This is a genomic window from Cyanobium sp. BA5m-10, from assembly GCF_024346255.1.
GTDB lineage: Bacteria > Cyanobacteriota > Cyanobacteriia > PCC-6307 > Cyanobiaceae > Cyanobium_A > Cyanobium_A usitatum.
Map to the genome: position 1 here is coordinate 1 of NZ_JAGQCP010000016.1, position 13,681 is coordinate 13,681.

The following is a 13,681-nucleotide window of genomic DNA, read 5'->3' on the forward strand; positions in this document are numbered from 1 at the left end:
AGCTGGTCTTCCAGCTGAGCAAGCTGGGCAGACATCGGCAGCCACACCAAGTCACTGCGGCGACAGGAGAGCAAGGTGGGCACCGGTGAAGACCCGTCGTCATTGAACTCCCGCTCGGCACTTAGGGCCCGCTGCAGATCAGCCAGGGTGACCAGCCCCACCACCCAAGCCCCATCAGCCACCACCAGACAGTGGCCGTGGGCCTCCACCAGCTGAAGCAAGGCCTTTTTGGCTGGTAACTCAGCTGCCAGCACCAGGGGTGGCTCGGGCTCGAAAGCCTCAGCCACCTGCAGGGCGGCCAACTGGCGGCGGCGATGCTCCTCTTGGGGGTCAGGCCCAAGTAAGCCCGGATCAGCCAGGCCCTGCCAGCGCTCCACCAAGGCAGCACTGAGGCCGGCGGCGGCCATTAGCGGCAGCACAATTCGAATATCGCGGGTGAGCTCAAACAGCAGCAACAGGGCCGTAAGAGGAGCCCTGGCACTACCGGCCAGCACAGCTGCCATGCCCACCATGGCGTAAGCGGGTGGCTCAGCCACCGGCAGGTGCAGGCCACTATCACCAAGCAGCTGGCCGTAGCAGTTGCCGAGCACCGCTCCCAGGAACAGGGATGGGGCAAAACCACCGCCAACAAAGCCGGTGGCATTGCTGATACCAGTTGCTAATAGCTTGACGCCCAGCAATACCAGCAAGGTGAGCAGGGGCACGCCACCCTCGCTGCCAAGCAGGGCTTCAATCGTGTCGTAGCCGACACCAAGCACCTGGGGAAAACCCAGAGCCATCACACCCACAGAGGCACCCCCTAGGGCGGTGGGCAGGCCTGGCGGCAGCTGGCCCAGCCAGGCCTGAAGCCGCTCGCTGCGGCCTGCAGCCAGCAGGCTCACCAAGGCCCAGGACATCAAGCTTGCCACCAGGCCTAAGCCCAGATAAAGGGGCAACTCCAGCGGTGAGCGCACCTCATAAGCAGGCAAGCGCAAAATCGGTGTGTCCCCGAGCAGCAATTGGGTGACCAGCGAGGAAGCCACCGCCGCCACCAGCACCGCCCGCAAGCTGGGCCGGCCCTGAACGGCACTGAAGCTTCCTTCAAAAGCAAAAAACACCCCGGCGATGGGTGCCTTGAATCCCGCCGCCAGACCTGCGGCCACTCCCGCGGCCACCAGGGCTTTCTGACTCTGGGGAGAGAGCCCGCCGCGCAGGGCCACCCACAGACCGATATTGCCGCCACTCTCAACGCTGGGCCCCTCCGGGCCGAGGGAGGCACCACTGCCCAGGCTGAGGGATGCACCCAGCAGGCGCTGAAAGGGCAAGCGGGGCCGAGCGCTTACGGCGCCATCGGCCATCGCCATCAGGCTGGGTAGGCCAGGGCCCAGGTCACCGCCATAGCGGCGCAAAAGACCAACGGCCCAGCCCCCCAGGGTGGGCACCACAACCACCGGCCAAAGACTTATCCAATCGGGCAGGGAGGAAACCGGCAGGGGCAGCGGCTCAGGAACGGCCGGGGGCGGTGGCAGGAAGCCAAGCCCGCCGAGACCCACCTGGAGCAGGGCCCGCAGAGGTGTGCCCGTATCAGGAGCAGCCGCTAGCGGCAATTCGATTGCTAACTCCGGCGGCTGGCTACGACCAACCGTTAGAAGCCCCTCCACAAAAGGTCCAAACAGCCCGTTATTGATGAAGCCCAGCAATTCGTGGAAGGCCACCACTGCCAGTCCCGTGAGCACCCCAATCAGGGCAGCCCAGGCCAGCAGATTCCATTGATAGGGAAGGGCGCGTGCCTCGGCTTCAACGGGGCTGGCCGCCGCTGGCGCTGGTTCAGGCTTCGGGCCGGACAGTTGCAAAAATCTCCTCCAGGATCTCGCCTGCGCCCTGGGCCTTCAAAGCATGGGCAAGGGCGATCCCAATGGCCTCAGGGTCGCTCTGGGGACCGCAAGCCTGATCGCGAATCAGGCGCAGGCCGTCGATGCTTGCAACCATTCCTGTTAATACAAGCGTATCCCCGTCAAAGCGGCTGTTAACGCCGATGGGCACCTGACAGCCACCCTCCAGCTCACGCAAAAAGGCTCGCTCAGCCAGACAGCGACGGGCGGTGGGCTGGTGCTCCAACACCTTGATCTGCTCGAGTACGGCGGCATCGCCCTCTCGACACTCAATACCCAAGGCACCCTGGCCAACGGCGTGGAGGGAAATGGACGGGTCGATCAGTTCGTGGATGCGATCCCCCAAACCAAGCCGTCCCAAGCCAGCGGCCGCCAGGATCAGGCAGTCGTACTCACCAGCATCAAGTTTCTCCAAGCGGGTGATTACGTTGCCGCGCACATCCTTAAAGCTGAGGTGCGGGAAGTGGTGGCGCAGCTGGGCTAGACGGCGCAGGGAACTGGTGCCTACCACGGCGCCTGCGGGCAGGGTTGCCAGGCTCTTATCCCGGTGTTGTTCATGCACCACCAAGGCATCCGCGGGATCTTCCCGCTCGGTGATGCAGCCAAGCATCAGCCCCTCGGGCAGGTTGGTTGGCAGATCCTTGAGGCTATGGACGGCGATATCAGCCTTTCCAACAAGCATCTGAGCCTCTAACTCCTTGGTAAAAAGGCCTTTGTCGCCGATCTTGGCGAGGGCCACATCGAGAATCTTGTCCCCTTGGGTGGCCATCGCTTCAATCGTGATCTCCAGGCCGTTGTGGGCCTGGATCAGTTCATCGCGCACCCAGTTGGTTTGCACCATGGCCAGCTGGCTGCGGCGGGAGGCTATGCGCAGGGGGTTGGCCATCAGGGGCAGATAACAGCCACTCAGATTAAGGGCCGAAGAAATCAAGGGGCAATGGACCCCAGGTGTCTTCCGCAGCCGTATCTGCTGAACAGTGACCGCTGATCAATAGTCCCTCTCCTAGACCGGTTTCAGCGCGCACCTGAAAGCGACCGCTGTTCTGGTTGGCCTTGAGGAAGACCGGACCCTCGATCGAATCGAGGGCAACACCGGCGGGATCTAGCTGCAATTGCGACCAGCCCAGAGCCATCTCAACCTGACGCAGACAGGTCACCGCAGCCGCTGCAGAGGCTGCCATCACTCCCGCCGTGAACCAGTCGCAGCGAGCCAGCAGCGGCTCAAGCTCTGCCCGCAGCTCCGAGAGCGCTGCGGGGTCGAGCGACGGAGCAGTGCGCAGCCCCCGCAGGGATGCCAGGCCCTGACTCACTTGATGTACTCCTTGAGCACGCCGTTGCGGTTGGGGTGGCGCAGCTTGCGCAGGGCCTTGGCTTCAATTTGACGAATGCGCTCCCTGGTGACATCAAAAATCTGGCCGATCTCCTCAAGGGTCTTCATGCGGCCGTCATCTAGGCCGTAGCGCAGACGCAGCACGTCACGCTCCCTGGGGCTGAGGGTGGCCAGCACGCCCTCGAGGTCCTCTCGCAGCAGGTTCTTGGCCACATCCTGCTCAGGGTTTTCAATATCGGCCTCGATGAAGTCACCGAGCCGGGAATCCTCCTCTTTGCCGATCGGCGTCTCCAGGGAGATGGGCAGCTGGGCGCTTTTGGCGATGAAACGCAGCTTCTCGATGGTCATTTCCATCGATTCGGCAATTTCCTCTTCGGTGGGCTTGCGGCCGAATTCCTGGGAGAGGGTCTTAGTGGTCTTCTTGATCCGGGAAATGGTTTCGTATAGGTGCACCGGAAGGCGGATAGTGCGTGACTGATCAGCGATAGCGCGGGTGATCGCCTGACGAATCCACCAGGTGGCGTAGGTGGAAAATTTATATCCCTTTTCGTGGTCGAATTTTTCGGCAGCCCGGATCAAGCCGAGGGAACCCTCCTGAATCAGGTCCTGGAAGCTCAGGCCCCGGTTCATATATTTCTTTGCGATCGAAACCACCAGGCGCAGGTTTGACTGCACCATCTTTTCCTTGGCTCGGCGGCCAAGCATCAGGCGCCGGCGGAACTTGATGGAGGGCATCTCCACCAATGCCGCCCATTCCTTGTTGTCGGGCTGGCGGCCGTGATCGGCCTCAAACTGAGCGGCGATCTCCTCGAGCTGGAGCAGATCGGCGATCTTGCGGGCCAGCTCGATCTCCTCATCGGGCCGGAGTAGGCGGATACGGCCGATCTCCTGGAGGTAAACCCGAATGGAGTCTTCGGTGTAGACACCTTTAGGCCCCACCTTGATGCTGGCGAGGGCCTTGGCGGCCTTCTCGTCCTTCTCGGCAGAGCTGCCGGATGGGCCTAGATCATCGGAATCGTCTAGCTCAGCGGTATCGACTGGAGCCTCAGTTTTGGCCTTGGCCGCTGGGGGTTTAGGCGCTGAGGATTTGCTCGCGGCCGGCTTTGCCTTGGTAGCAGCCTTTGCCTTGGTAGCAGCAGTTGCTTTAGAAGCAGACGGGGCTTTGGTGGCAGTCTTTGCTTTGGGAGCAGCCGTTCCCTTGGAAGCAGCCGGGGTCTTGGCAGCAGCCGGGGCTTTGGCAGCGGCTTTTGCTTTTGGCGCAGCCTTTGACTTAGGTGCAGCCTTCTTGGGCGTTACTTGCACCTCTTCACCGGCCGCCGTGGCCACCATCAAGATTTCAGGGGATGCTTTCGGCTGGGCAGCAGCAGGGCTCATAGGTAACAAAAACGAAACAACAAAACAAATGGGCGGAAACGCATCGCCTGAAATCGGGTCTAGAGATCTTCTGCCTGCAATCGGCAGAAATTGTTTCAGCTACGCCGGGATTAGCCGTAGGAGCTGGTGCAAGACCACGAAAACGGGAACGAAACCTCTGAACGGTGGTAGTCGGCAAAGAAAGTCGAGCGACCCGGCAAAAAGCAAGGGGTCGGTGGCCGAGGCCTGGACAGGTTGGCCGAGGCCTGGACAGGGCTGACAGGGGTGGTCGCAGACCGGGAGGCCGAATGGTGGGAGGCTGGCTCCCGGGGTCTCACTTCAGGTCTTCCCGCTGGACGGAAATCTGCTTAGTTCCGACGGCAGTCCTTGAACTGCCCAACATCCACATCCTAAGAATGGGTTGTGACCTTTGCAAGCTTGTCGACCCCCTGGCTGCAGATCTGGCTCGAAGCCGGGCGCGAAGGCCAGGTATTCACCTACGCCAACTCGCCAGAAACCCCAGCCGGGATTGGGGATTTGGTGCGGGTGAGGCTGCAGGGACGCCCGCACACCGGCTTGGTGGTGGGCTGGCTTGATCAATTACCCGGCAGTCTCAGCAGCAAGCGAATACAGCCGATCCTGGAGATTTGGCAGCGGGCTGCCGTAGATCCCGATTGGCAAAACTTAATGACAAGCGTGGCGGCGGAGTGCCACACGAGCCTCTTCAAAACTCTGAAAAGTGCCCTGCCACCGGGCTGGCTTGGCCAGCGCAACCAGGGGCCAAGCAGGCCAAGCCGCGCAATCTGGCTGGTGGAGCGCTCCGATGCAGCACTCCTCAGCCAGCCCCTCACCGAGCGGCAGCAACAACTGCTTGAGCACCTTGGGCGCCATAGCGGGCCAGTGCCCCTGAGGGATCTTTGTGGTGAGGCTGGCTTCAGTCGCGCCGTCCTCAAGGGCCTGGAGGCTCGGGGCCTGGTGCAGCGCCTTCAGGCTCCCCCCGAGGGCAGTGGAGCTGGCCTGGCACCGGCTCACTGGCCTGCCCTGACGGAGGCCCAGGCCGCTGCAGTCGAGGCCCTTTCCGGTGCCCCAGCGGGCGCGGAATTTTTGCTCTGGGGTGTAACAGGCGCCGGCAAAACTGAGGTGTATCTGCGAGCGGCAGCTCAAGCTCTGGAGCTGGGGCAGGCCATCCTCTTACTCACCCCGGAGATTGGCCTAATTCCCCAGTTGCTCGACCGGGCACGGGAACGCTTCGGCTGCCGGGTGGTCGAGTTCCACAGCGGCCTTTCCGATGGAGCCCGGGTGGCGGCCTGGCGTCGCTGCCTGGAACCAGAAGCGGTGGTCGTGGTGGGTACCCGCTCAGCGATCTTTCTGCCCATGCCCAGGCTGGGCCTGATCGTGCTCGATGAGGAACACGACAGCTCCTACAAGCAGGACAGCCCGATGCCCTGCTACCACGCCCGCGACGTAGCCCGCCTAAGGGCCCGGCACAGCGGGGCGCGGCTGGTGCTCGGCAGTGCCACCCCCTCCCTCGAGAGTTGGCTGAGCTGTCAATCCCCCCAACCAGCCAGCCGCCTCCTACGACTGCCGGAGCGGATTGGTTCGCGGCCCCTGCCTGCCGTACGGGTGATCGACATGCGCCACGAGCTCGCGGACGGCCACCGTCGCTTGATCAGCCGGGCCCTGATGGGGCGCTTAGAGCAGCTGCAGGAGAAGGGCGAACAGGCAGTGGTGCTGGTGCCCCGACGGGGCTATCGAGCATTCCTGAGCTGTCGCAGCTGCGGCGAAGCGGTGCTCTGCCCCCACTGCGATGTATCCCTAACCGTGCACCGCTCCAAAGGGGGCCAGGAATGGCTGCGCTGCCACTGGTGCGACCACCGCGCCGAGATGGGCAATCGCTGCGGCCACTGTGGCTCCACGGCCTTCAAGCCCTTTGGCGCGGGCACCCAGCGGGTGATGGAACAGCTGGCAACCGAGCTTGAAGGGTTGCGCCTGCTGCGCTTTGACCGTGACACCACCCGGGGCCGCGACGGCCACCGCCGCCTGCTCGATCGCTTCGCCCAAGGGGAAGCCGACGTATTGGTAGGCACCCAGATGCTGGCCAAAGGCATGGACCTACCCCGGGTCACGCTCGCGGCGGTTTTGGCGGCAGACGGTCTGTTGCATCGCCCCGATCTGCGCTCCTCCGAGCAGTGCCTGCAATTGCTGTTGCAATTAGCGGGCCGGGCGGGACGCGGCGAAAAACCGGGCGAGGTGCTGGTGCAGACCTACAGCCCCGAACACCCGGTGATTCGCCACCTGGTGGATGGGCGCTACGAGCTGTTTTTGGCCGAGGAGAGCCAGTTGCGCCGCCAGGGTGGCCTGGTGCCCTTCAGCCGGGCCTGCCTCCTGCGTCTGAGCGGACCAAGCGCCAGCTGCACGGCAACCGCAGCCGCTGCCTTGGCCGAGAGAATCCGCAGCCAAGTGGCGGCAGCCGGCTGGCTGTTGATTGGTCCCGCCCCGGCCCCGGTAGCCCGGGTAGCGGGCAAGAGTCGCTGGCAGCTGTTGCTGCATGGTCCCGCCGCCCAGCCCCTGCCCTTGCCGACTGAAAGCCTGCTGCGGGAGGGGCTGCCTGCGGGGGTGGGTCTGGCGATCGACCCCGACCCCCTCTGCCTTTGAGCACCGCTCTCAAGCCGGTAGTTCCGGCAGGCCGAAGCCCAGCAGTCGCCGCAGGCGCTCCAGGGCCAGCACCAGCACTAGGGCAAGGGCAATCAGGGCGCCGCCAATACCAAGACCACTCCAGCGCCAGCAGCTGAGCTGCAGGGTGTTGCTGGCGCCAAATCGCAGGGGCCAGTGCAGGGCAGCTCGTCCAGAAATCGTCGCAGCGGGCTCGGGACTGGCCAGGCGGACAGCCGCAGGGGTCACAGGGGCCAGGTCGATGGCGGCGCTGAAACCCGGCAGAGCGGTGAGCCCACGCAGGTCCACAGTCAGTTCAAGGCTTTGGCGCACCCCCAGCAGCCAATTGCGCTCCCGCAGCTGGAAGTGGGGCGGCTGCAGGGCCACACCGGCCAGATCCGCTGCCGCGCTGAGGTTTGCTGCCAGCAGGGCAAGGGCCTCGGGCGCTGGCAGCACCGGGCTCTCCAGTCGCTGGTGAAAGCCGTCAGCGCCAGCAGATGGCTTGGGCTGCTTGGCCGGGTGAAATCCCTGGGTCAGCAGGGTGCGGCCAAACTGACGGGCCCAGGGCTCGGGTTGGGTGCCGGGGCTCGATAGGCCATGGGCGATCTGCAGCCGGCCCGGCCCCTTGAAGGTCAACTCGCTGCGCACCTCGGTGCAGCCGCCGAGCAGCAGCGTCAGCAGCAACAGCAAAACTGCCAGCACAGCGAAGCCCACTGGAGCCCTGGTTGGCCCCACCGGTGGCGGTGGCGGCGGTGGTGGTTTGTTGGAGCGGCGGCCGCGGGCAAGCTGCTGCATCTGGCCGCCCATGGCCTCTGCTGTGCCCAGATCGGGCAGGGTGATCGACCAATCGCGGGGGCGCTCGAGGGCCGGTGCCTCCAGCACGGTGAGTAGGTCTATGGCCTGAGCCCGCAGGCTGGCATCACGGCAGCGCTTGATCAGCCGGCAACACAGGATCGCCCGGCCGTTGTCGCCCCGCCCCATCCAGGCGGTGGCGAGCAGCAGCTGAATCTCAGCTCCGGTGGCGGTAGCAGCAGGATGCTCTCTGGTGAGGGGATCCAATAGGCGTACAACCTGGCCGTAATCGCCCCGCTCGAGGGCTGCACGGGCTGCAGCCAGCAGGTCTTCAGCCATGGCCGCCGCGCTGGCTGCCCACCACCATGGTGCCAATCCCCGAATCGGTGAAAACCTCCAGCAACAGGGCGTGGGGCACCCGGCCATCAACGATGTGGGCCGCCGCCACTCCCTGGGCCAGGGCCCGGATGCAGCATTCGGTCTTCGGGGTCATGCCGCCTGCCACCACACCCTCATGGATTAATTGGCGTGCGTCCGCCAGGGTCAGCTGACGAATTAGGGAGTCAGGATCGTGGCGATCCTTCAAAACCCCTGCCGTGTCTGTGAGCAGGATTAGTTTCTCGGCCTGTAAAGCCGCGGCCAGTTCACCGGCCACGGTATCGGCATTGATGTTGTGGGCCTGGCCCTCAGCGTCGGCGGCCACGCTTGAGATCACCGGGATGTAGCCGGCATCGAGCAGGGGAAAAAGCACTGCCGGATCTACTGCCGCCACCTCTCCCACCAGCCCATTAACCCCATCGGCGTAGGTGCGGGCTCGCACCAAGGAGCCATCACTGCCGCAAAGTCCCACGGCCCGGCCACCCACCTGATTGAGGCCGTTAACGATGTTTTTGTTGACCCGGCCCACCAGCACCATCTCCACAACGTCCATGGTTTCCGGAGTGGTGACCCGCAAACCGTCACGGAATTCGGGCTCTATTTGAAGGCGATTCAGCCAGTCATTGATCTCCGGACCGCCGCCATGAACCACCACTGGCTGCACCCCCACCGAGGCCAGCAGCACCACATCGCGGTAGACAGCGTCGCGAAGCTCCGCTTGCACCATCGCCGCGCCGCCGTACTTGACCACCACCCTGCGGCCCGCAAAGCGTTGGATGTATGGAAGGGCCTCACTTAGGACCGACACCCTCAGGGTGTCCTGGCTGCTGATCAAGGTTTCGCTTGCCGATGGGGCAGATGGATTAAGCGGTCTTAGCTAGCGCTGGGCTCGGGCACCAGAGCGAGGCTGAATTCATCGCGGCGCTCTGGCTTGATGTCGGCAATCAAACCGGTGCCAAAGAAGCGGCCAAGCCGATCAGCGCGGGCCTGCCAGCGATCTAGGGGCACCCCTTCGCAGCGAAAGCGCAGGCGCAAGCCATAGCGGCCATCGCAGTCGAGCTCCTCAACACTCAGCAGCTGGGGCGGAGCGTCCTCGTCCCAGAGCTTGAGCACCTCCAGAGAGCTCTCCAGATGGGCTTTCTGTCCGTAGCGCCAGCGATCTACATCGGCCAGCAGCTTGCGCAGGGGCTCGCTCTCCGGCAGGTCCCGCAATTGCTTGAAACGGGAGGCCGGCGTTAGTCGCTTAGGTGGAGGCAGCTCAGAGGATTTCAAGGCCAACCCACCCAACAGGATCGGAATGCCGTAGAAAATCGTGGGCAGGCTGAGATTGGGGATATCGGTGGCGTAGGCGATCGTGCCGATCACCGTGAGCACAGCCCCCGCGATGGTCACGAGGCTGCCTGGTGAGAGAAGTGCTTGCATACAGCCATCTTCCTTTATGCCCATGGCGGATGCGACCACCAGCCGGCCCAGCGAAACCGGCACCGCCGAACTGATCAGCAACCTCAAGAGCGACCGGCTTTGGTTATTGCGCCAAATTGATGCGGGTCGTTGGCCCCAATGGCGCCTGGATCTAGCAGCCTTGGAGCGGGAGCTGGGCCAGCTGCTCGATCAGTTGAGCGACTCCGATTCCAGCGCCGACGCCTAGCTCTAAACGGGATCAATCCCGCATCAAAAAGGGATGTCGTCGTCGTCAGGGAGATCAGGCACCAGCGGGGAGGTATTCCAGGTTGGGGGCTGGGCACCCGCCGGCGCGGCTGGAGCCGGGGTGGAAGGGGGAGCCGCTGTTGGGGCACGGCGCTGGGGCGCAGGCGCAGTAGCGGCAGCTGGATTGACAGCAGGACTGCTGGTGGCGCCAGGACCCATGCCGTGCAGCCGGGCCAGGGTGAATTCAGCGCGCTTTTCCTTGACGCCGTCCTGACGGGTGACGGTATTCATACGCAGCCGGCCCTCGAGCATCAGCCGCTGGCCAACCTGCACCCGGTTCTGGAGCTCTTGGGCCAAATTGCCCCAGCCGACCACCTTCAATTGACCCGGGGGATCATCAGGACGCAGGCCGTCTATCTGGACCGCCATCTCCGCCACCGGCGTCTGATTGTCCTGGGTGTATCGCACCTGGGGCGCTTCCAGCACCTCAACCTCGAGCAGACAGTGATTCACTCCCCGGCAACCATTGGTGGCCCCCATCCTGATGCACGGACCTGAGATTCAGCAGACCTCGCCCCGTCTGTGGCTGATCGGCGGCACCGGCGAAGGCCCCGTAGTGGCGGAGCGGCTGCTGCAGCGCGGCTGGCACCTAACCGTGAGCGTTGTTGGTGCAACAGCGGCCCTGGCCTATCGCCCCCATCCGGGGCTAACCCTGCGCGTCGGCGCCATCGATGGCGAGCAGGGGGTATGGGCAGAACTGGCCGCCGCCGAATCGGTGGGTTGGCCCTATGCGGTGGTGGTGGATGCCAGCCATCCCTTCGCCTGTCTGGTGAGTCGCCAGCTGGCCGCCGTGTGCAAGCAGCGCCGCCAACGGCTGATACGGCTGCTGCGCCCCACCCTGCCTGGAGCGGCAACGATCTTGCCGAGCCTGGAGACGCTGCGTAGTCGCTCGCTGCAGGGCCACCGCCTCCTATTGGCAATAGGTGCCCGCCAACTAAAACAGGCGCTGGCCTGCAGCCCCGGCGCCCGTCACTTCGCCCGGCTGCTGCCCAGCCCAAGGGCCCTACAGCTGGCCATGGCGGCTGGCTTGGCGGCCGATCAGGTCGCCTGCCTCCGCCCAGGCTCGGAGCTGGAGGTAGAGCGATCCCTGATTCGCCGCTGGCGCATCACCATGGTGTTGGCACGCCAGTCGGGCGGAGCTACCGAACAGCTCTGGAGGCAGCTCTGCGCTGGCCCCGGCCCCGAATTGTTGCTGATCGGCAGGCCAGCAGAGCCAGCCGGAGTAGAAGCCTTAAGCCAAACTTGCCTATTGGAGGCACTGGTGCTGCCGCAGTGAGGCTCAGCCCAGGTGCTCGGCTACTAGCTGCTTGAGCGAGCCCTGGGGCCGGGGCCCCAGCTGGGTCACGACCTGACCAGCGCAGAGGGAACCCAGCCGTCCACATTCGTCGACGGGCTGGCCCTGGGTGTAGGCGTGCAGGAAGCCAGCGGCGTAGAGATCACCCGCCCCTGTGGTGTCCAGCAAGGGACCGAGCTGGAAGGGGGCGACGCTGTGGGTGCCGGCGCCATTGAGGATTACCGATCCCTGCTCGCTGCGGGTGAGGGCTGCCAGCTTGCAGCGGCCCCGCACCTGGTCGGCAGCCTCTTCAAAACTATTGGCCTTGTAGAGGGCCGTGATCTCCATTTCGTTGGCAAACAGGATGTCGACGTGGCCGTCCACTAGCTCCTGGAAGCTTTCGCGGTGACGCTCGACGCAAAAAGCATCCGACAGGCTCAAAGCCACCTCGCCCCCATGGGCGCGGGCCACCTCGGCCGCAGTGATGAAAGCCGCCTTGGCCTCGTCGCTGTCCCAGAGGTAACCCTCTAGGTAGAGCACCTTGGCTTGGGCAACCATGTCAAGGTCGAGGTCGGCTGGATCCAGCCCCACCGAAGCGCCCAAGTATGTGCACATGGTGCGCTGGGCATCCGGAGTCACCAGGATCAGGCAACGGGCCGTGGAGGGCCCCTCCGTGGCCGCAGGGGTATCAAAGCGAGCACCAACCGAACGGATGTCGTGGGTAAAGATCCCCCCCAGCTGATCGTTGCGCACCCGACCGATAAAGCCCGCCCTGCCGCCCAGTTGGGCAACCCCGGCCAGGGTGTTGGCAGCGGAGCCACCAGAGGTTTCAAGGCCCGGTCCAACGCTGGCGTAGAGGCGCTCGGCTTGGGCTTCGTCCACTAGGGCCATGGTGCCCTTGGTGAGTTCGAAGTTGTCGATCAGGTCGTCGTTGGCTTGCACCAGCACGTCAACGATGGCGTTGCCAATGCCGACGACGTCGTAGGTCTTTTCCATGGGATCCATTAGGTACTCAGCAGGGCCCGCTTGGGACCGTGAATGGGGTCTTCCACAACGATCGTCTGATCGCGGTTAGCGCCAAGGGAAACTATGGCGATTGGTACCTCCATTAGATCGGCAAGAAAGCGCAAATAGCTCATCGCCGTTGGAGGTAATTCCTCCAGGCTGCGGCAATCTGCAGTAGAGGTTTGCCAACCCGGCAAGGTTTCAAAAATCGGCTGGCAGCGGGCGAAATCCTCAGAACTGCTGGGGAAATATTCGATGCGCTCGCCGTCGAGTTCGTAGGCAACACACACCTGGATTTCATCGAGCTCATCAAGCACATCGAGCTTGGTGATGGCCAGACAATCGAGGCCGTTCACCTCCACCGCATAGCGACCGATCACCCCGTCAAACCAACCGCAACGGCGGCGGCGGCCTGTGGTGGTACCAAACTCACCGCCCCGATCACAGAGGTGATCGTTGAGGCTGCCCTGGAGCTCGGTGGGGAAGGGACCCTCTCCTACCCGGGTCGTGTATGCCTTGGCTACCCCGATCACCCGATCGATCAAGGTGGGGCCCACCCCTGCTCCGATGCAGGCACCGCCACTTACCGGGTTTGAAGAGGTGACATAGGGATAGGTGCCGTGGTCAAGATCCAGCAGGGTGCCCTGGGCTCCCTCAAACAGGATGTTTTGGCGGGCCCGCGCAGCGCTGTGGATAGTGCGGGTGCAATCGACCACATGGGGCGCTAGCCGCTTGCCATAGCCGACGTATTCGGCCACAACCGTCTCGAAATCCAACGGCTCAAGGCCGTAGAGCTTCTCGAGGATTTCGTTCTTTTCGGCAAGGGGGCCCGCGAGGCGATCCCGTAACCGATCCCCGTCAAGAATGTCCAGGATTCGGATGCCATTGCGCTCCGATTTATCTGCGTAGGTGGGACCGATGCCCCGGCCAGTGGTGCCGATGCGGCGATCGCCGCGGCGCTGTTCCATCGCCTGATCCAACAGGCGGTGGTAAGGCATGGTGACGTGGGCCGTAGAAGCCAGCTTCAAGCCACTGATGTCGATGCTGTAGGTGGCGAGCATGTCGAGCTCCCCCAGCATCACCTTGGGGTCGACCACCGTGCCGGAGCCGATCAAGCAAATCGTGTCGGGGTAAAGGATCCCGGAGGGGATCAGGTGCAGTTTCAGCACCTTGTCGTCCACGACGATGGTGTGGCCGGCGTTCACCCCGCCTTGATACCGCACCACAACGTCGGCTGAGCGGCTGAGAAGATCCGTGATCTTGCCCTTCCCCTCGTCACCCCACTGCGCACCGATGACGACAACGTTGGCCAAGGACACA

At 63.9% G+C, this 13,681-nt stretch carries 13 protein-coding genes; 3 read left to right on the forward strand and 10 right to left on the reverse strand.

Annotation, left to right across the window (positions count from 1 at the left end; translation table 11 throughout):
• The 4 genes from KBY85_RS07600 to rpoD all read right to left on the reverse strand — a co-directional run.
• On the reverse strand, positions 1–1,832 hold a 1,832-nt coding region (locus KBY85_RS07600; RefSeq protein ID WP_254960924.1), incomplete at its 3' end, for a chloride channel protein.
• A complete protein-coding gene (gene hemC / locus KBY85_RS07605; protein ID WP_254960925.1) occupies positions 1,807–2,757 on the reverse strand; it encodes a hydroxymethylbilane synthase in 951 nt (316 codons plus the stop codon). The genes KBY85_RS07600 and hemC, both read right to left, overlap by 26 nt.
• Before the next feature lie 25 nt (positions 2,758–2,782).
• A complete protein-coding gene (locus KBY85_RS07610; protein WP_254960927.1) occupies positions 2,783–3,181 on the reverse strand; it encodes a DUF1824 family protein in 399 nt (132 codons plus the stop codon).
• A complete protein-coding gene (gene rpoD, locus KBY85_RS07615; RefSeq protein ID WP_254960928.1) occupies positions 3,178–4,575 on the reverse strand; it encodes an RNA polymerase sigma factor RpoD in 1,398 nt (465 codons plus the stop codon). The genes KBY85_RS07610 and rpoD overlap by 4 nt, the downstream gene beginning before the upstream one ends.
• A 417-nt stretch (positions 4,576–4,992) precedes the next feature.
• Between rpoD and priA the strand changes: the two genes are divergently transcribed.
• Entirely contained in the window at positions 4,993–7,209 is a 2,217-nt protein-coding gene (gene priA / locus KBY85_RS07620; protein WP_254960929.1) for a primosomal protein N', read from the forward strand.
• A 9-nt stretch (positions 7,210–7,218) separates the two neighbouring features.
• Here priA and KBY85_RS07625 read toward each other — a convergent pair whose 3' ends face one another.
• Genes KBY85_RS07625 through KBY85_RS07635 form a run of 3 tightly spaced genes read right to left on the reverse strand, consistent with a single transcriptional unit; the run spans position 7,219 to position 9,798 of the window.
• Positions 7,219–8,337, reverse strand: coding sequence for a DUF3153 domain-containing protein (locus tag KBY85_RS07625; RefSeq protein ID WP_254960930.1), 1,119 nt, complete (start codon positions 8,335–8,337; stop codon positions 7,219–7,221).
• Entirely contained in the window at positions 8,330–9,208 is an 879-nt protein-coding gene (argB, locus tag KBY85_RS07630) for an acetylglutamate kinase (RefSeq protein ID WP_254960958.1), read from the reverse strand. Before argB ends, KBY85_RS07625 begins: the two co-directional genes overlap by 8 nt.
• Positions 9,209–9,249: 41 nt before the next feature.
• Positions 9,250–9,798, reverse strand: a complete 549-nt coding sequence (locus tag KBY85_RS07635) for a DUF2854 domain-containing protein (protein ID WP_254960931.1) — start codon at positions 9,796–9,798, stop codon at positions 9,250–9,252.
• A 22-nt stretch (positions 9,799–9,820) separates the two neighbouring features.
• On the opposite strand from KBY85_RS07635, the gene KBY85_RS07640 reads away from it, so the two are divergent.
• Positions 9,821–10,024, forward strand: coding sequence for a hypothetical protein (locus tag KBY85_RS07640; RefSeq protein ID WP_254960932.1), 204 nt, complete (start codon positions 9,821–9,823; stop codon positions 10,022–10,024).
• Between the two features lie 23 nt (positions 10,025–10,047).
• On the opposite strand, the gene KBY85_RS07645 is transcribed toward KBY85_RS07640, so the two are convergent.
• Positions 10,048–10,536 (reverse strand): single-stranded DNA-binding protein, encoded by a 489-nt coding sequence (locus tag KBY85_RS07645; protein WP_254960933.1) that lies wholly within the window; start codon positions 10,534–10,536, stop codon positions 10,048–10,050.
• Positions 10,537–10,567: 31 nt separating this feature from the next.
• Here KBY85_RS07645 and KBY85_RS07650 point away from each other — a divergent pair, with 31 nt between their 5' ends.
• Positions 10,568–11,359 carry a precorrin-6A/cobalt-precorrin-6A reductase gene (locus KBY85_RS07650; protein ID WP_254960934.1) on the forward strand — a complete coding sequence of 264 codons (792 nt, stop codon included), beginning with the start codon at positions 10,568–10,570 and terminating at the stop codon, positions 11,357–11,359.
• 3 nt (positions 11,360–11,362) lie between these two features.
• On the opposite strand, the gene KBY85_RS07655 is transcribed toward KBY85_RS07650, so the two are convergent.
• Complete coding sequence (locus KBY85_RS07655) at positions 11,363–12,361, reverse strand: adenosine kinase (protein WP_254960935.1); 999 nt, start codon at positions 12,359–12,361, stop codon at positions 11,363–11,365.
• Positions 12,361–13,680, reverse strand: coding sequence for an adenylosuccinate synthase (locus KBY85_RS07660; RefSeq protein ID WP_193486180.1), 1,320 nt, complete (start codon positions 13,678–13,680; stop codon positions 12,361–12,363). The genes KBY85_RS07655 and KBY85_RS07660 overlap by 1 nt, the downstream gene beginning before the upstream one ends.
• Position 13,681: the final 1 nt, after the last annotated feature.

Excerpts from the sequence above, each read along its gene's own strand:
- hemC (WP_254960925.1), bottom strand. The coding sequence starts at position 2,757 with ATGGCCAACCCCCTGCGCATAGCCTCCCGCCGCAGCCAGCTGGCCATG.
- rpoD (WP_254960928.1), bottom strand. The coding sequence starts at position 4,575 with ATGAGCCCTGCTGCTGCCCAGCCGAAAGCATCCCCTGAAATCTTGATG.
- KBY85_RS07625 (WP_254960930.1), bottom strand. The coding sequence starts at position 8,337 with ATGGCTGAAGACCTGCTGGCTGCAGCCCGTGCAGCCCTCGAGCGGGGC.
- KBY85_RS07635 (WP_254960931.1), bottom strand. The coding sequence starts at position 9,798 with ATGCAAGCACTTCTCTCACCAGGCAGCCTCGTGACCATCGCGGGGGCT.
- KBY85_RS07640 (WP_254960932.1), top strand. The coding sequence starts at position 9,821 with ATGGCGGATGCGACCACCAGCCGGCCCAGCGAAACCGGCACCGCCGAA.
- KBY85_RS07650 (WP_254960934.1), top strand. The coding sequence starts at position 10,568 with ATGCACGGACCTGAGATTCAGCAGACCTCGCCCCGTCTGTGGCTGATC.
- KBY85_RS07655 (WP_254960935.1), bottom strand. The coding sequence starts at position 12,361 with ATGGATCCCATGGAAAAGACCTACGACGTCGTCGGCATTGGCAACGCC.